Source organism: Aquamicrobium sp. LC103 (genome assembly GCF_001014615.2).
Lineage (GTDB): Bacteria > Pseudomonadota > Alphaproteobacteria > Rhizobiales > Rhizobiaceae > LBCQ02.
Genome location: NZ_LBCQ02000009.1, coordinates 208,327 through 225,179, shown reverse-complemented (window position 1 = coordinate 225,179; position 16,853 = coordinate 208,327). Strand labels below are relative to the sequence as shown.

Here is a 16,853-nt window from a genome sequence, read left to right as displayed (position 1 = left end):
GACTCCGCAGCTCTGCGTCGAATATAAGACCGGAAAATGAAAATATGTTCCGGAAAACGGCTCATACAAACAATCAGCGGGAGCAATCGGCGCTAGCGGGCTGCGCATTGATTTCCGGCTCCGAAATGGGGTTCACCCTCGCGAGGCTATCGACGCGGTCTCGGTTCAGGGCACGGATTGTCGTCGACTTTAATGGTGAGGCATCAAATGAAACTGACACGTCGTATTCTCGCATCGCTGCTTGTGGGCGGCGTCATGACTAGCGTCATGCCGGCATTCGCCGACGATGGCGAGCCCATCAAGCTCGGGGCGTTCGTGCCTGTCACCGGTGCTGGCGCGTTGGGCGAGGCGTCGCTGGTTGCCGTCGAACTGGCGGTGAAGCAGATCAACGAAGCGGGCGGCATCGCCGGCCGGCAGGTACAGCTGACAGTCGCGGACTACCAGACCGACCCGACCATCGGCGTCGGCGAGGCGAACCGCCTTGTGCATCAGGTCGGCATCGACATGGCCGTCGGACCGACCTACAGCCAAGTGACGCTGGCGGTTCTGCCGCTGCTGAGCGCGGGCCAGATCCCGTCGATCAACGTTTCCGGTTCCTCGACGTTCACCCCGGCGGTCGGCCCCTATTCCTTCAGCATGCTGCCGAACGCGGAGACGCAGGCGCGTGCGATGGTGGAGAACGCCATCGCCGAGTTCGACGCCAAGAAGGTGGCGATCTTCTCCGACAATGGCGCTCAGGCAAAGACGGCTGTCGCTGAGATCCAGAAGGTGCTCGAGGAAAAAAACATCGCCCTGACTGGCATTCAGGAATACAACTACAACTCCCAGGATCTGACGCCGCAACTGCTGGCGCTGCGCTCTGGCGAGCCGGACGCCATCTTGCTATTCACTTCGACCGGTGACGATACCGCCAATGTCCTACTGAGCCGCGCGCAGCTGAACTGGGACGTGAACATTTCCGGCAGCTACGGCGTATCTCTGGCCACGCAGGCGCTGGCAGCCGGCGGTGCGGACCTGTTCAACAACGTCATCGCGCTCAACTACGCCGGGTTCACCTACTGTAAGGCCGACGGCAAGCCGCAGCGTGCGATTGATCTGGTTGAAGCAGTCCGCGCCTACAAGCCAGATTCGGCGGCCCGCTACCCGATGAACTTCCTGGCGCTGTTTTATGACTCCGTCTTCATCCTGAAGACTGCCGTTGAGGGCAATGGCGGGGACACGTCCGGTCCGGCCGTGGCCAAATGGATTGAGGAAAACATCCAGTCGTTCGATGGCGTCAACTCCGGCCTTGCGGTCGGCGCTGGCTCGCACTTCCTGATCGGTCTGGATGCGCTTGCAATCGTCAAGCCTGCGACCATCGATGAATACGGCATCCAGGAACGCGCTGGCTGCTGAGTGTTGTATGCCGCCGCTGCATTTGCGCAGCGGCGGCTCTTTTTCAGGGGAATCGATCGATGAGCATTGACGAGCTGGCTCTCATCCTGGTCCGCGGATTGGGCCAAGGCGCGATCTATGCGCTGATCGGGATGAGCTTCAACATCGTGGTCAACTCGAGCGGAATCCTGAATTTCGCGAACGGGACCCTGATGATCCTTGCCGGCGTGCTTGCTTTCCTCTTCCTGCCCGCAACGCCGGGATTTGTCGGCTGGGCTCTCGTCGCACTTGCCATCGTCGCCTTCCTCTTCGTCTTCGTGCTGTTGCAGGGCGTGCTGACGCTGTTTCCGCTGAAGTCGTCGGTCGAGCAGCATTCCTGGCTGATTACCACGATGGCGGTCTCCGTCATCGTGTCGGCCTGCATCCATCTTTATGGCGGTTCGCTCGCGTTCCGCGTGCCGCCGCTGCTGCCGCCGGTATCGGTGTTCGGGTTGAGCACGCCGTCCGCCTATTTCCTACTGATCGGTCTTGCCGCCTTCTGGTTCGTGATGATCGGCTGGTTCCACAAGAATACCCGTGCGGGCCTTGCCATGAGCGCGGTCGCGCAGGACCTCGACGCCGGTAAGGCGGCGGGCATTCCCGTGCGGCGCATCCAGCTCTACGCTTTCGGCATCTCCGGACTCGTTCTCGGCACCACCGGCTTTGTGGGAGCGCCGGTCATCAACATCTCCGCTGAAACCGGCATCGGATATCTGCTGAGCGGCTTCACCGCGCTCGTCATCGGCGGCCTCGGCAGCAACCTCGGCGCGGTCGTCGGCGGGTCGTTGGTCGGCGTGCTGTCCATGTTCGCGGCCTATCGCTTCGGCGGCATCTATCAGGATACCGTTACCATGGGCCTGCTGATCGCCGTCCTGATGTTCCGGCCCGAAGGCATCTTCGGCCTCGCAGCCTCCCGGAAAGTCTGACCATGTCCCAGAATTCCCAACTCGCGTCCGCTGACCGGTCGCCGGTGCAAGGCCTCCGCCTGCCGTCGATGGTCTGGATCGGCATTCTTGCCATCGCGGCGTCCATTCTGGTTCCCGGCGCGCTGGGCAACCAGTATTGGAGCTACACCTTCACGCTGGTGACGCTCTACATCATCGTTGCCGTGATGCAGAACATGCTCGTGTCGGAAGCCGGGCAGATGTCGTTCGGCCAGGGCGCTATCTTCGGCATCGCCGCGGTGACGACGGCCGTGATGATTGGCCTTCACGGCCAGCCCTTCTGGTTCTCGGCAATCGGCGGTCTGATAGCCGGTCTCGTGCTCGGCGGTCTTTTCGCGGCACCTGCCTTGCGCGTTCAGGGCTACTATCTCGGCTTCGTGACGCTGAGCGCTGCGCTGGTGTTTCCGCAACTGTTGATCGCGCTCGACAGCATCACCGGCGGCGTGAACGGTGTTCCGGCCTTCGTGATGTCACTGTCGACGCCGCTCTACGGCACGATCACGCCGTTGTCATTGCTGGCGATCCTAGCTATGGCCGCCGCGCTGATCTTCCATGGCATCCTGCCGCACACCGTCCTCGGACGCAGGATGATCATTGTCTCCAATAGTCCCGAGGCGGCGCAGGCGCTTGGCATCCATCCCGGCACGATCCGCTCGATTGCGTTCCTGATTGCAGCGTTCGGCACAGCCGTGGCCGGCGTGCTCTATGTGCCGCTGGTGGGCTTCGTTGGACCGACGGCGTTTCGCGTCGACTTCTCGATCTTCTTCTTCCTCGCCGTGATTGTGGGCGGGCAGGGCAAGCTGCTGGGGCCGCTGATCGGCGTCTGGCTGCTCTATCTCGTTCCCAACGTGCTGCTGGCCGACTTCTCCCACTATCGCCTGCTCATCTACGGCGCGGTGGCACTGGTGGTGATGCTGGCATTTCCCGACGGCGTGGTGGGTACCGTCTCCAGCTTCATCGCGGCTCGACGCGGAGGCGCCAGCAAGGTGGCGATCTCGCTCAACGACGCGTTCGACCACGATGGCAAGGATGTGCAAGCCGACGATCGTGCGGAACCGAACGGCGCCGTGTTGATCTCGGTGCAAGAGGCGCGCAAGTCGTTTGGCAATGCCGTCGCGCTCGGTGGGGCATCGCTGACAGTGAAGGAGGGTACGATCCACGGACTCGTCGGGCCGAATGGATCCGGCAAGACCAGCATGCTGAACACGATTTCCGGGTTCATGACGCTAGACAGTGGCACTGTGAAGCTGTTTGGCCGCGTGGTAACCGGGCTGGCGCCATGGCGGCGCACCCGCATGGGGCTCGGCCGCACCTTCCAGACGCCGCGCATATTCGACCGCCTGTCGATCTGGGAGAACGTGCAGATCGGCCGCGAGGGCTACGGCCGCGGCGGCGATGCAGGCCGCTCTTCTAAGCTCGAGGTGTTCGCCGCGAAATGGCGGGATCAGGACCCTTCGCTCCTGCCGCACGGCCAGCGGCGTCTTCTGGAAATCCTGCGGGTGATGGAATCCGATGCGCCGCTGATCCTGCTCGACGAACCCGCCGGCGGCCTTTCGACGGAAGAGCGGACGGAGCTCTCCCGGCTGCTGGTGCACTTCCGAGACAGGCTCGGCAAGACGATCCTGTTGGTCGAACACGACCTGAGCATGGTGTGGAACGTTGCCGACGAGATCACGGTGATGGAGACGGGAACGATTGCCGCCTCCGGCCTGCCGGAGAACATCAAATCCAACCCGAAGGTTCGTGCACTGTTCACCGGAGGTCGCGATGCTTGAGGTCAAAAACCTGGAGGCAGGCTATGGCAAGGTGCCGATCCTGCGTGACATCAACCTGATCGCGCCGGCAGGCGAGGTGACGCTCGTGCTCGGCCCAAACGGGGCCGGCAAATCGACGCTCCTGCGTACGCTGGCAGGCTTCAACAAGCCCACCGTCGGTACGGTGATGGCCAATGGCCGCAACATCACCGGCTTGGCCCCGGAAAAGATGGTGGCGAACGGCCTGCGGCTGATCCTCGATGGTCACCGCGTGTTTCCGCGCCTGACCGTGCGCGAGAACATCCGCCTCGGCACTCGCGGCGATGCGGCGGAGACCGAAAAGCACCTCAAGGAAATCTACGAGGTGTTTCCGATCCTGCATGAGAAGCTCGACCATCGGGCATCGAGCCTGAGCGGCGGTCAGCAGCAGATGCTTGCGCTCGCACAGGCCTTCGTCGCGCGGCCGGAAATTCTCTTAGTCGATGAGCCGTCGCTGGGCATTGCCGAGATGCTCATTCCCACCATTCTCGATTTCCTAAGAAGGTGGACACGCCTCGGCACCGCGGTGCTGCTGGTGGAACAGCGCATAGACATCGCGCTTCGCTACGCGGACAGCGTCTATGTCCTGCGGGGCGGTGAGATCATTCTGAATGGTCCGGCCGCCGAACTGGCCGACGGGGATGCGATCGAGCGCCTCTATATGGACGGCTAGCGGCACGAACGAATTGATCAGATACGGGTATATTCAGGCTGTGAAGATTTCAAATTGCTCGGCGAGCCATGGTGCCGGATTATAGGCATACCATTGCCTTGCGATGGTTGAAGCCGTCAAGCAACAGCGGTGAGAAGCGCACGGCCCAGCGATTGACTGGTCGACGTGAATGCCGCGCTTGGTTCCATCTCGCGAAGGCTGAGATAGTACGCCCGGTACCGGTTCAATTCACGCTGAAACCGCTTCCAGCGCCCGCAAGCTCTCAGGGCTCAATTCAAGCGAAACCGCTCCGACGATCTCCTGCAGCTGCGCGGAACTGGTCGCACTGACGATCGGAGCCGTCAGATGTGGTCGAGAAATCAGCCAGGCGGTGGCGACTGAACTTGGGGTGGCGTGCTCTGCACGGGCAACATCGATCAGAACGTCGAGAATGGCTAGATTGCGCTCGTTCATCATGCCGGCAACACGGTTGCCCCGGCTGCTCTTCTTCAAATCGGCCGAGGTGCGGTACTTGCCACTGAGAAACCCGGCTGCAAGTCCAAAGAAGCTGATGGAGCCGATCGTCTCGTGGGCGCACAGCTCCGCGAGGTTGCCTTCGAACTCGTTTCGATGGATGAGGTTGTACTGCGGCTGGACGCTTTCGTAGCGCGGCAGGCCGTGCCGCCGGCTGATATCGAGTGCGGCCTGCAATCTTTCAGCGGTGTAGTTGGAACACCCGATCGCGCGAACCTTGCCAGCCTCGATCAGCCTCGAGAATGCGCCAAGCGTTTCCTCCAGCGGCACCTCCGTGTCGTCGACATGGGCCTGATAGAGATCGATACAATCGGTCTGGAGCCGCCTCAACGAGGCCTCGACCGCCTCGGCGATCCAGTTGGCGGACAGGCCCTTGTTCGTTCCCATCGCCATGCCGACCTTGGTGGCGATGGTGACGCGATCGCGATTGTTCCGCGCCCGCATCCACTTTCCGAGAATCGTTTCCGACTCGCCGCCGGTATGTCCGGGCACCCAGGCGGAATAGACATCGGCGGTGTCGATGGCGTTCAACCCGACATCGATGAGTTCGTCGAGCAGGCGGAACGAGGCCGTCTCGTCGACCGTCCAGCCGAACACGTTGCCGCCGAAGACCACCGGCGGGATTTCTATCTGCGATTGTCCAAGCTGGCGCATCTTCATGGGGCATTCCTCGTGAGAAGGGTTTCGTTCAAATCGCGTGTCGACGTGCAGCCGAGCATCGCCATCACCAGATCGATCTCCGTGGCGATGATGGAAAGCACCTTGCGGGCGCCTTCCTCGCCGCCGGCCGCTACACCGTAAAGCGTCGGTCGCCCGGCGAAGACGAAATCCGCGCCTAGACACAAAGCGATGACGGCATCCGAACCTCGCCGTATGCCGCTGTCAAGCATGACGGTCATGCGCTCGCCGATTGCCGCCCTGATCGCCGGCAGCGCGTCCAGGCTGGACGGCGCACGGTCCAGCGCCTTGCCGCCATGATTGGAGACGATCACTCCGTCGCAGCCAAGATCGGCCGCTCGAACGACGTCTTGGGGATGGAGAAATCCTTTCACGACGAGTGTTCCGTTCCAAAGTCGGCGGTAGGTCTCCAGATCCTGCCAGGTTGGGGTGCCGACATAACCGGGAACAAAGGCCTGATCGAAGAAGAAAGAGGCTGTTTGTGCCGCGGTGGCGCGTTTTTCTGCGTAAGGCGACCAGTTGGCCATCGCAGGCATGCCGCCACTTGCAAAGAAGCGGGCAAACCATGCCGGATGCATGACGATCTCGCGCGCCATGCGCAGGGCTGTCGACGGAGAAAGCCGGAAGGGAACACTGATGCGATTGCGCAGATGCCGTTCCCGCTTGGGAGTGACGGGCGTATCGACGGTGACGACGAGCACATCCATGCCTGCATGCGTCGCGCGACGGATCTGATCGTGGGAAATGTTGCGATCACGCGCCGTATAGAGCTGAAACCAGGTATTGTCGGGCGCTGTCGCCTTGACCTCTTCGAGGGACGCACCGGCAGCGCCTGAAAGGATAAAGGGGATGCCCGCCGATCTGGCTGCCTTTGCCAGCAGAAGGTCGGCATGCGGACGAAACAATGGAGCAGGTCCGGTGGGCGAGATGCCGAAGGGCATGGCATAGTGCCTGCCAAACAGCTCCGTGCGCGTGCTGCGTTGCGCCACATCGACCAGATATCTCGGCACGAGGGAGAATTTCGAGAAGGCGGCTGTGTTGCGGGAAAGCCCTTCCTCTCCATCGACGCCGCCTTCGATGAAATCATAGAGGAAGCCGGGAAGATAGCTTCTGGCAGCTCGCCGGACATCGTCGACATTGACGGCGTTCTTCACGCTGGCCATTTCCGTTGGGTTCCTCCAGATCCGCCGTCAGCGCTCCGCGACCGTGATCATGAGGCCGAGACCTCGGGCGATCGTTTCGTGCAGGTCGGGCGTCAGACATTCGCAAAGCTGACGCTCTATGGCGGCATGGTCGGCCATGCTGGCGTCGGCGGCGGCGATGCCTTTTTCGGTGAGTTCGACGATGACACCTCGGCCGTCGCGCTTGTCGGCGGTCCGCCTTATGAAGCCGTCCTTCTCCATTCGCCGCAGCAGGTTGGACAGTCCACCGGACGAAAGGAGCAGGCTGGAGAGAAGCTCGCCGGGCGACATACGGTATGGCTCACCGGAAACCCGGATGGTCGCGAGTACCGCATAGGTCGGATACTTTAGGCCGTGGACGGCAAGAGTGCGGTCCACGGCGCGCAGGATAATATCGTGCAGATGCAGGATACGCCCGACCACGGCCTTGCCGTTGCAATCGATATCGGGTCGTTCGCGACGCCAACTCGCCATGCCGCGCCCGACGCGGTCGAGCTCCCAATAGCGGATTTCGGGGTTGCTCAAGCGTCTGCTCCTTCCAGCATCGTGGAGTTTCCGAGCCTTGTCGCATCGAAGACTCTGGTTAGCCGCCCCATGCCGCGCGGGCAAGGCGCTTAGAAAGATAAATTACCTTCAAAATATCTTTCTTGAAAGATAATATCACCAGTGTTAGCGTTTCGACCGATGCGCGAGGGGAAGGGACCCGGCATCTATTAATGGGAGCTAGCACATGAAATCGCATTCCTTGCTCGCCGCTGCGACCGCGCTTGCGGGTATCGTCGCGTCATCTCACTCCGCCAGCGCGCAGGAACTCGTGCTCGGCAGCTTTGGCGGTTCGTTCGCCGACAATGTCACCGCCTGCTACATCGAGCCGTTCGAGGCTGCGACCGGAGCGACTGTGATAACCAAGCTCGGGAGCTCGTCACAGCACGCCGCTGCCGTGCGCGCCACTGCCGGGCAATCCGACATGGACGTCGTATTTGCCGACGATGCCTTTGCCGTCCAAATGGCCAATGAGGGTTTGTTGGTGACGCTGAATCGCGCCCAACTGAGCAACGCGCCCGAGATCATCGACGGTGCGTGGGCTGCCGACGACGCCTATGTGGCCGCCATGCTGGGTGCGACCACCATCATCTACAACAAGGAGACGGTGACGACCCCGCCGACCTCCTGGAACGATCTTTTCGATCCGAAATACGAAGGCCGCGTGACCATCGGCGACGTGTCCGGCACCAGCGGATGGCAGTTCCTTGCCGCGCTCAACCAGATGGAGGGCGGCACCCTGGACGACATCACGCCCGGCATCGAGAAGGTGAAGCCGCTGGCGAAATCTTCTGCGCTTCTCTACTCGCAGGCGGATCAGGTGGTTGCGCTGTTCGAGCGCGGCGAAATCGACATCGCCGTCTGGTATCCCGACCGCGCAGGCGTTGCGGCCGGCAATGGACTACCGCTTGCCGCGGCCTACCCGAAGGAAGGCGCTGTAGGCATCCGTCCCACGGTGTCGATCCCCAAGGGAATCGGACAGGAAGAACTGGCGCACAAGTTCATCGATACCGTTCTGGATGCCGAGAACCAGAAGTGCTTTTCCGAGCGCCAGTTCATCGGTTCGGTCAACAAGAACGTAACGCTCTCAGACGAGGTGTCTGCCATCGTCCCAGTCGGCGAAGCGCTGGAAAAGATGCTGTTCCTCGATCCGAACGACATGGCGACCCGTCTTCCCGAGTGGACGCGCCGCTGGCAGCGGGAAGTCCTGCGCTAGGCCCGTTACCCGACATTCGGCAAGCACCTGCAGTCTGTGAGGCACCATTGAGCAATCTTTCGCTGCGACATCTTGTGAAGCGGTATGGCACCGTATCGGTGGTCAAGAACGTCTCACTGGAGATCGCCGAAGGCGAGTTCGTTTCCCTGCTCGGTCCGTCCGGCTGCGGAAAGACGACCATCCTTCGCATGGTTGCAGGGCTTATCGAGCCGAGCGACGGCACGATAACGGTCGGCGGGCGCGACATCACGCGCCTGCCGCCCAACAAGCGCAATGTCGGGCTGGTCTTCCAGTCCTATGCACTCTTTCCGCACATGACGGTGTTCGAGAACGTGGCTTTCGGCCTGCGGCGCAAGGGCGAGAGCGGCGATGGACTCGTTGCACGGGTCAATGAGGCGCTGTCCATGGTGCGGCTTGACGGCTACGGCGAGCGCTATCCGCGTCAGCTTTCGGGCGGACAACAGCAGCGCGTCGCAATGGCGCGCGCCATCGCGCCGCGTCCCAGTGTCCTGCTTTTCGACGAACCGCTTTCCAATCTCGACGCCAAGCTTCGCGACGAGATGCAGATCGAATTGAAGCGACTCCAGCGCGAGCTCAAGATCACCACGCTTTTCGTGACCCATGATCAGGCCGAGGCGCTCTCGCTGTCGGACCGTGTCTGCGTCATGCATGACGGCGTCATCCAGCAATTCGCTGCGCCGGAGGAGATCTACCACCGGCCGGCAACGTCCTTCGTGGCGAGTTTCATCGGCAAGCCCAACCATCTCGCCGGTACGGTGAAGGATGGCGCAGTCGATCTGGGCGACGGGCTCGTCCTGCAGTCGACCGGGGCCGCGGCGCTGGGCGAGGGGGCGCCCGTCGACATATTCATCCGTCAGGAGGCCGTGACACTCTCCGCCTCGGCAAGCGACGACGGGGCCAGCGTTCCAGGCACCATCGTCCTGCGCTCGTTTTCCGGCGCGCAGGTGCAATACGTCGTTCGCCTCGGCGAGCGCTTCGAGGTCGTGGTGGAAATGGCGTCCTCGGGCGAGGGTGCAAACCTCGCGCAGGGCGACGAGGTCTTTCTCACCATCCGTCCTCAAGACATCATCATTCTCGGAAGCGGGCCCGGCGCATGAAATCGCTGCGCACCGGGGCCTTGCTTCTGTCGCCGCTCCTGTTCGTACTGCTGGCGGCTTTCGTCGTGCCGCTGCTGCTGCTGGTGCCGACGAGCTTTCAGGAATACCGGCCCGGCCAAGGCATCGCGACGGACGCCTGGACGGTGCAGAACTATGTGCGCATATTTGCCGACGAATTCTACCGCGAGGTCGTGCTGCGTACCATTGGGCTGGGAGCGGCGGTGACGTTGTGCTGCCTTATCCTCGGCTATCCGGTGGCCTATCTGATCGTGCGCGGCAACCCGCGCTGGCGCTTGCCTCTGACGCTTCTCGTCATCTTCCCGCTCATGCTGAACCTCGTGGTGCGTTCGTTCGGCTGGATCGTGCTGCTCACCAATCGCGGCGTGATCAACAACCTGCTGATCGATCTCGGCCTGATCGAGCGCCCGCTGCGACTGATGTTCAATCTGACCGGGCTGATGATCGGCCTTACCCACATCTACCTGCCGTTCATGGTGCTTATGCTGGTGGCGGCGTTGCAGAACGTGCCGCGCGACGTAGAGGCGGCCGCCTCTACGCTCGGTTCGTCGCGTCTTCACGTGTTCCGCGCGGTGACGCTGCCGTTGACCGCGCCCGGCATCATCGCCGGCTCTATCCTCGTCTTCGTGCTCACCATCAGCGCGCTGGTGACGCCGCGCATGCTGGGCGGCCCGACCTATCAGGTCATGGCGACCCTGATCTACGACGAATACATGCAGCTTCTCGACTGGCCGAGCGGCTCGGCGCTGTCCTTCGCGCTGGCCATTTCCACGATCCTGATCATCTGGATCTCAAGCCGGATGACCAAACGCTGGGCGGGGCTGGCATGAACGAGCAACGCCCCGGCCTTGCCGTTTCCTCTCTTGCGCTGCTGGTGATCCTGTTCCTGCAGATCCCGGTGATCGTGGTGATGCTCGCCTCGTTCAGCGAGACGTCCTATCTGACGATCCCACCGCAGGGCTGGACGCTGAAGTGGTTCGAAGCGGTGCTGACCGACCGCACCTATATCGATGCGATCAAGAACAGCCTGATCCTCGCGGTCGGCTCGACCGTGATCTCGCTGGTACTGGGCGTGGCCGCCTCCTATGCCATCTTCCGCAAGATGATGCCCGGCTCCGAGGCGCTGACCTCGCTGCTGATGGCGCCGCTGATCATTCCCTCGGTGGTGATCGGCGTGGCGTTGCTGCAATATTTCACGCTGGTGGGGATGCGGGGCAGTTTTTTCGTGCTGCTGATCGCGCATGTCGTCATAACCGTGCCCTATATCGTACGCTCGGCTCTGGCGAGCCTGTCGGGAATAGACCTTGCAGTGGAAGAGGCTGCGCGCGTGCTGGGCGCTAACGGGTTCACCACGTTTCGCCTCGTCACCTTGCCGCTGATCAAGCCAGGGCTGGTCGCAGGAGCACTGTTTTCCTTCGTCACCTCGATGGAAAACGTTCCCGTGACGATCTTCCTGGCCGGGCCGCGCGACACCACCTTGCCGATCCTCATCTTCACCTCAGTGGAAATGGGCGTGAACCCGAGCGTTGCCGCCGTGTCCACGCTCCTCATCATCGCGACGGCGGCGGTTTTGCTCGCCGCCGAACGCTGGACCGGCTTCCACCGCTTCGTTTGACGGATATCGACATGCATCTCACGACCAAGGGTTTTCCCCTCTTTCTTACCTTCGATCTCGACGCGGAAACGATGTGGACGGCACGCGACCCGAACTACGCCAAGCGTCCGATCCTGATGTCGCAGGGCGCCTATGGCTGGAAGGTCGGGACCGACCGTGTGCTCAACCTGCTCGCCAAGTACGGGCTGAAGACGACGTTTTTTATCCCGGGTCTCATTATAGACCAGCGGCCAGAACTGGTGGAGCGCGTCCTCGAAGCGGGGCACGAACTGGCCCATCACAGCTACACTCACTCCTGGATCCTTAACCTCACCCACGATCAGGAGCGTGAGGAGATGGAGAGGGGCTTCGAGACGATCAAGCGCGTTTCGGGCCGGGCCCCGCGCGGCTGGCGCTCGCCCGCTGCGGAGCTCAGCGACATTTCCATGCAACTGATGCTGGACTACGGGTTCGATTATTCTTCCAACTTCTTCGACGACGACTCGCCCTATCTGCATACGGTCGACGGCAAGCAGACCAAGCTTGTCGAGCTGCCGTTCCGATGGGTGCTCGATGACGCGCCGTTCTTCCAATACTCGATCGTTCTGCCGGGTCGGACGATGCAGGCGCCTTCATCCGTCCTGGAAGCGTGGAAGGCTGAATTCGACGTGCTCTATGCCGAAAAGCGCATGATGATGGTTGGCATGCACCCCGAGATGATCGGCCAGCCGTCGCGCATCGGCGTTCTCGAGGGACTCATTAGGCACGCGCTGGAGCATGGCGACATTTGGATGGGGCGCTGCGACGAGATGGTCGAGGACATGCGTCCGGGCCTGACGGGAGCAACGGCGTGACAGCCGCCTTCTCCGGCCGCCGCATGCTCGTTACCGGCGGCGCCAGGGGCATCGGCAAGGCCGCCGCCCTGCGCTTCCTTGCCGCCGGCGCGCAGGTTGCGTGCCTGGACATGGACGAGGCGGCGCTTGCGGAACTGGAGCACGGGTTTGTCGCGCTCAAGGCCGATGTGACCGATACGGCGTCGGTCGAGAAGATGGTGGCTGAGGCCGCGGCAAGGATGGGTGGGCTCGATGGCATCGTGAATTCGGCCGGCGTCGATCTCCAGTCCAGCCTCGAAGACATGACAGACGCGGCATGGGAGAGGTTGATCGCCGTCAACCTCACCGGGCCGATGAAGGTCTGCAGGACAGCGGTGCCGTTCCTGAAGGCGGCCGGCGGCGGTACGATCGTCAACGTCTCGTCAGGTGCGGGTCTTCAGCCGCTGATGTTCCGCAGCGCCTATTCCGCCTCCAAGGCGGGATTGCAGATGTTTTCCAAGTCGCTGGCAATGGAGTTGGCCGCGGCCGGCATCCGCGTCAACGTCGTTTGTCCGGGTGCCGTCGAGACGCCGCTGTTCCGTTCCTCCATCGCCGAGGGCGAGACGGGCAGGGCGCAGCTTGACGCCGTGCGCGCCCGTTATGCGCTCGCCCGCATCGCCGACCCTGACGAGATCGCCGCCGGCATCGCCTTCCTGTCGAGCGCCGAGGCTTCCTATGTCACCGGCGTGGCGCTCGCGGTCGACGGCGGCCGAACTTTTCACTGAGGATCGCGGACATGCAGATGCCCACCCGCTTCAAAGACAAGGTCGCCATCGTGACCGGAGGCGGCGGCGGGATAGGCGCGGGAATTGCCGGCCGACTGCTTGCGGAAGGCGCCAGGGTCGCCGTGCTCGACCTGGATGCCAGTCCGCTGAAGGCAGAGCTTGCCACGGACAGAGCCGTGCGGCTGTTGGCCGTCGAGGGCGACTGCACCGATCTCGCGACGCTCGAATCCTTTCACGCGCGGGTGACGGGCGAGCTTGGCCCGGTGGACGTGCTCGTCAACAATGTCGGCCAGAGCGGCCGGGCGCGTAGCGCGCAGTTCCACGAATCCAGCGAAGAGGTCTGGCGCTTCGTGCTCGAAATCTCGCTGTTCAGCACCATGCGCATGTCGCGTCTCGTCGCGCCGGCCATGCGCGAACGTGGCGGACGCATCATCAACATGTCGAGCGATGCCGCCTTTGTCGGTGATGCGGGGCTGGTCGATTACGCTTCCGCCAAGATGGGCGTGATCGGCTTTACCCGCTCGCTGGCGCGCGAGCTCGCGCCGTTCGGCGTGACGGTCAATGCGGTCGCGCCCGGTGCGATCCGCACCAGCGCGCACGATGCCATGCCGAAGGACGTCATCGACCGTATCAAGGCCAATACGCCCGCCGGCATCGTTGGTGAGCCGGAGGACGTCGCCGCCGCCGTCGCGTTTCTTGCCAGCGACGAGGCGCGTTTCATCACCGGCCAGAGCCTGCTGATCGATGGCGGGCGCTGGATGATCTAGGAGAATACCCGTGTCAGAACTCGCCGACATGTCCGCTGTGGAAATGGCCGCCGCAATCCGAGCAAGAACGGTTTCGCCGGTGGAACTGATCGATGCCGTCCTTCAGCGCATCGAAGAACGCAAGGACCTGAATGCCTTCATCACGGTGACGCATGAAGAAGCGCGCGCGCAGGCGCGGCTGGCGGAGGAAAAGGTGATCAGCGGTGCGCCGTTGGCGCCGCTGCATGGAGTTCCGTATTCGGTCAAGGATCTGCTCAACACCGCCGGCGTTCGCACGACGATGGGCTCGCGGCTGTTCGAAAAGAATGTACCCACGGCCGATGCCGTCTCCGTGGCGCGCTCGAAGGCAGCGGGTGCGATCCTTGTCGGCAAGACGACGACGCCGGAATTCGGCCATTTGCAGGCGGCGACCTCGCCGCTGTTCGGCCGCACGCTTAATCCGATCGACGCGGCGGTAACGCCCGGTGCGTCCAGCTCCGGCTCGGCGGTCGCGGTCGCCACCGGCATGGGGCCGGTTTCGCTTGGTACCGATGGCGGCGGATCGAGTCGTATTCCGGCCGCCTGCTGCGGCGTTGTCGGTTTCAAGCCGTCGCTCGGCACGATTCCCCACCTGCAACTGCCTGATCTGTTTGGGGCTAACTCCTATGTCGGCCCGATGGCGCGCACGGTGGACGACGTCATGCTGCTGTTCGGCGAGATCAGCGGTCCGGACTTCCATGACACTTACGGGCAAGCGGAAAAACTGCTGCACGAGGGAGGTGCGTCGCTTGCCGGCCTGCGCGTCGGCTACATCGCCGAGGGCGGCGCCCGCGTCGAGCGCGAGACAGCAGCGATCACGGCAGCAGCGGTGAAGAAGCTGGAAGATGCCGGGGCGATCGTCGAGGAAGCGTTCATCGATTTCAAGTCGTACGAGCCGGTATTCCTGACCATCCTGCGGGTCGGCCTTGCCGCTCGCACCGGCCCCGCGCTCAAGGGTCGCGAGGATCTTGCCGGCCAGACGCTGATCGACACCATCGATCTCGGAAACCGCCATTCCGCCGTGGAGCTTTCCAACGCCATCTCCGAGCGCACGCGGCTGTTCCGAGAATTTCAGGCGCTATTCGAGCGGTTCGACATTCTGGTGTCGCCGACACTGACCGCGCCGCCTCTGCCGATCGACGTCGACCCGACCGGCGATATCGAGATCGACGGCGTCAATTGCGGAACGATTCGCGGGGCGTGGTACCCATTCACCTTCCCGCACAATCTGTCCGGACATCCAGCCATCACCATTCCCTGCGGCAAGACGGCTGCCGGCCTGCCGCTCGGACTGCATCTGTGTGCGCCCTGGTATCGCGACCATGCTCTGTTGCAGGTGGCGAAGGAGGCCGAAGCGCTGTTCGCATAGCTCCGGCGAGCTCTTCGCCGACGGGTTTTCAACGACAAAAGGAGGACCGGAATGTCGTTTAAAAATACCCTCAAGTCGGCGCTCGTCGCCAACGTCCTGCTGCTGGGAGGAATCGGGTTGGCCCAGGCCCAGGCGCCCATTCCGGTGGTGGACCTGCGCACCGGGCCCAACAACGCCATCACCGACGTGCCGGGGATTCTCGTCGGCCACAGCACCCGCAAGGACGCACAGACCGGCACCACCGCGCTGATATTTCCCGAAGGCGCGCTGATGGGCATGTCGCCGAGCGGCGGTGCGCCCGGCACGCGTCTCGGCGCGCTTTTGACCGCGCAGCATCAGGACGCCCAGCGTGTCGTCATGCATGGTCTGACGCTGAGCGGTGGTAGCATCTACGGGCTCGACACCGCTTGCGGCGTGGTCAAGTTCCTCGACGAGAAGGGCTGGACCTATGGCGGCCGCGCCCATGTTCCCGGCGCGATCATCTTCGATCTCGACCGAGGTGATGTCGATGCTCCTCCTGGGCGGGGCGACAAGCCATGCGGGGACGGCTATGTCGCGGCCAGCAATGCCAAGGAAGGCCCGGTCGAACAGGGCAGTGTCGGAGCGGGCACCGGCGCGCGCGCGGCCGGCATGAAGAGTGGACTGGGAACCGCCAGCGCCGTGATGGCGGATGGTACGGTGGTCGGTGCGCTGGTGGTCGTCAACCCGGCTGGCCGGGTCTACAACGTCAACGCCAATTGCGAGCTCTACACGCTGTGGCTGGAACTCGATGACGAGTTCGGCGACATCAAGGTGCCGCCGCAGGGCTGTTCGACCTCGCCCAAGGACATGGAACTGATCCGTCCCGGCGAGAACACCACGATCGGCGTGATCGCCACGAGCGCGCCGCTGACGGCCGGCCAGACCGAACGGCTCGCCATCGTCGCCAATGACGGCATGGCCCGCGCCATCCGTCCGGCGCACTCGACCAGTGACGGCGACACCGTGTTTTCCGTGACGCTAGGCGACGATCCGTCCACGGTCGCGCAATCGAACTTCGTCGAGGCGGCGCAGTTTCGCGATATCCTTTCGGTCGCCGCGGATGTTTACGCGCGTGCGATCACCCACGCAGTGCTCAACGCCGATCCGGATCTGGGCGAGACCTATTGCGTCCGCTTCCCCGGAGCTTGCGGTAGCCAATAAATCGTCGACGGTCATGCACTTACCCGCGCGCGGAATGCTGCCGCGCGGGGTCTTCACCTTCCGTTCCGTTGGGAGCCGAGCCCCAATAGATCACGTCCTGACGCGGAGGCGAAACTGTCGGCGGGACGTTCCAACTCATTGCGGATGAGCCACGTCGCAAGGGGATGGCGCCTCATGTGATCTTCGTGTCGTCCCCGGCCGCTGGTGCTTGCCTGTCTAAAAGAGTGGTCGTCTCT

The 16,853-nt window shown here is 62.9% G+C and carries 16 protein-coding genes; 13 read left to right on the top strand and 3 right to left on the bottom strand.

Annotation, left to right across the window (positions count from 1 at the left end):
- The first annotated feature begins 207 nt into the window (after window positions 1-207).
- From XW59_RS18600 to XW59_RS18585, 4 genes are read left to right on the top strand one after another with little or no spacing between them, the layout of a single operon-like run.
- Window positions 208-1,395: an ABC transporter substrate-binding protein gene (locus XW59_RS18600; protein ID WP_052958252.1), complete on the top strand. Its 1,188-nt coding sequence runs from the start codon at window positions 208-210 to the stop codon at window positions 1,393-1,395.
- Window positions 1,396-1,454: 59 nt separating this feature from the next.
- The gene (locus XW59_RS18595; protein WP_047146849.1) at window positions 1,455-2,339 is read left to right on the top strand and encodes a branched-chain amino acid ABC transporter permease; all 885 of its coding nucleotides are present in this window, start codon (window positions 1,455-1,457) and stop codon (window positions 2,337-2,339) included.
- A gap of 2 nt (window positions 2,340-2,341) precedes the next feature.
- Window positions 2,342-4,132 (top strand): ATP-binding cassette domain-containing protein, encoded by a 1,791-nt coding sequence (locus XW59_RS18590; protein ID WP_052958251.1) that lies wholly within the window; start codon window positions 2,342-2,344, stop codon window positions 4,130-4,132.
- Window positions 4,125-4,823, top strand: a complete 699-nt coding sequence (locus tag XW59_RS18585) for an ABC transporter ATP-binding protein (protein ID WP_047146847.1) — start codon at window positions 4,125-4,127, stop codon at window positions 4,821-4,823. Before XW59_RS18590 ends, XW59_RS18585 begins: the two co-directional genes overlap by 8 nt.
- Before the next feature lie 228 nt (window positions 4,824-5,051).
- Here the strand turns inward: XW59_RS18585 and XW59_RS18580 are convergent, their stop codons facing one another.
- From XW59_RS18580 to XW59_RS18570, 3 genes are read right to left on the bottom strand one after another with little or no spacing between them, the layout of a single operon-like run.
- The gene (locus XW59_RS18580) at window positions 5,052-5,996 is read right to left on the bottom strand and encodes an aldo/keto reductase (protein WP_047146846.1); all 945 of its coding nucleotides are present in this window, start codon (window positions 5,994-5,996) and stop codon (window positions 5,052-5,054) included.
- Window positions 5,993-7,177 (bottom strand): alpha-hydroxy acid oxidase, encoded by a 1,185-nt coding sequence (locus tag XW59_RS18575; protein ID WP_047146845.1) that lies wholly within the window; start codon window positions 7,175-7,177, stop codon window positions 5,993-5,995. The genes XW59_RS18580 and XW59_RS18575 overlap by 4 nt, the downstream gene beginning before the upstream one ends.
- A 27-nt stretch (window positions 7,178-7,204) precedes the next feature.
- The gene (locus tag XW59_RS18570; protein ID WP_246666137.1) at window positions 7,205-7,720 is read right to left on the bottom strand and encodes a MarR family transcriptional regulator; all 516 of its coding nucleotides are present in this window, start codon (window positions 7,718-7,720) and stop codon (window positions 7,205-7,207) included.
- Between the two features lie 220 nt (window positions 7,721-7,940).
- On the opposite strand from XW59_RS18570, the gene XW59_RS18565 reads away from it, so the two are divergent.
- Genes XW59_RS18565 through XW59_RS18525 form a run of 9 tightly spaced genes read left to right on the top strand, consistent with a single transcriptional unit; the run spans window position 7,941 to window position 16,617 of the window.
- The gene (locus XW59_RS18565; protein ID WP_246666136.1) at window positions 7,941-8,954 is read left to right on the top strand and encodes an ABC transporter substrate-binding protein; all 1,014 of its coding nucleotides are present in this window, start codon (window positions 7,941-7,943) and stop codon (window positions 8,952-8,954) included.
- Between the two features lie 47 nt (window positions 8,955-9,001).
- Window positions 9,002-10,072, top strand: coding sequence for an ABC transporter ATP-binding protein (locus XW59_RS18560; protein ID WP_047146843.1), 1,071 nt, complete (start codon window positions 9,002-9,004; stop codon window positions 10,070-10,072).
- Window positions 10,069-10,920, top strand: coding sequence for an ABC transporter permease (locus XW59_RS18555; protein WP_047146842.1), 852 nt, complete (start codon window positions 10,069-10,071; stop codon window positions 10,918-10,920). The genes XW59_RS18560 and XW59_RS18555 overlap by 4 nt, the downstream gene beginning before the upstream one ends.
- The gene (locus tag XW59_RS18550) at window positions 10,917-11,705 is read left to right on the top strand and encodes an ABC transporter permease (RefSeq protein ID WP_047146841.1); all 789 of its coding nucleotides are present in this window, start codon (window positions 10,917-10,919) and stop codon (window positions 11,703-11,705) included. The genes XW59_RS18555 and XW59_RS18550 overlap by 4 nt, the downstream gene beginning before the upstream one ends.
- Window positions 11,706-11,716: 11 nt before the next feature.
- On the top strand, window positions 11,717-12,538 hold the full coding sequence (locus tag XW59_RS18545; protein ID WP_047146938.1) for a polysaccharide deacetylase: 822 nt from the start codon (window positions 11,717-11,719) through the stop codon (window positions 12,536-12,538).
- Window positions 12,535-13,281, top strand: coding sequence for an SDR family oxidoreductase (locus XW59_RS18540; RefSeq protein WP_047146840.1), 747 nt, complete (start codon window positions 12,535-12,537; stop codon window positions 13,279-13,281). The genes XW59_RS18545 and XW59_RS18540 overlap by 4 nt, the downstream gene beginning before the upstream one ends.
- Window positions 13,282-13,292: 11 nt before the next feature.
- A complete protein-coding gene (locus XW59_RS18535; protein ID WP_047146839.1) occupies window positions 13,293-14,048 on the top strand; it encodes an SDR family oxidoreductase in 756 nt (251 codons plus the stop codon).
- Between the two features lie 10 nt (window positions 14,049-14,058).
- Window positions 14,059-15,435: an amidase gene (locus tag XW59_RS18530; RefSeq protein ID WP_082137684.1), complete on the top strand. Its 1,377-nt coding sequence runs from the start codon at window positions 14,059-14,061 to the stop codon at window positions 15,433-15,435.
- A 51-nt stretch (window positions 15,436-15,486) separates the two neighbouring features.
- The gene (locus XW59_RS18525; protein WP_052958250.1) at window positions 15,487-16,617 is read left to right on the top strand and encodes a P1 family peptidase; all 1,131 of its coding nucleotides are present in this window, start codon (window positions 15,487-15,489) and stop codon (window positions 16,615-16,617) included.
- Window positions 16,618-16,853 lie beyond the last annotated feature (236 nt).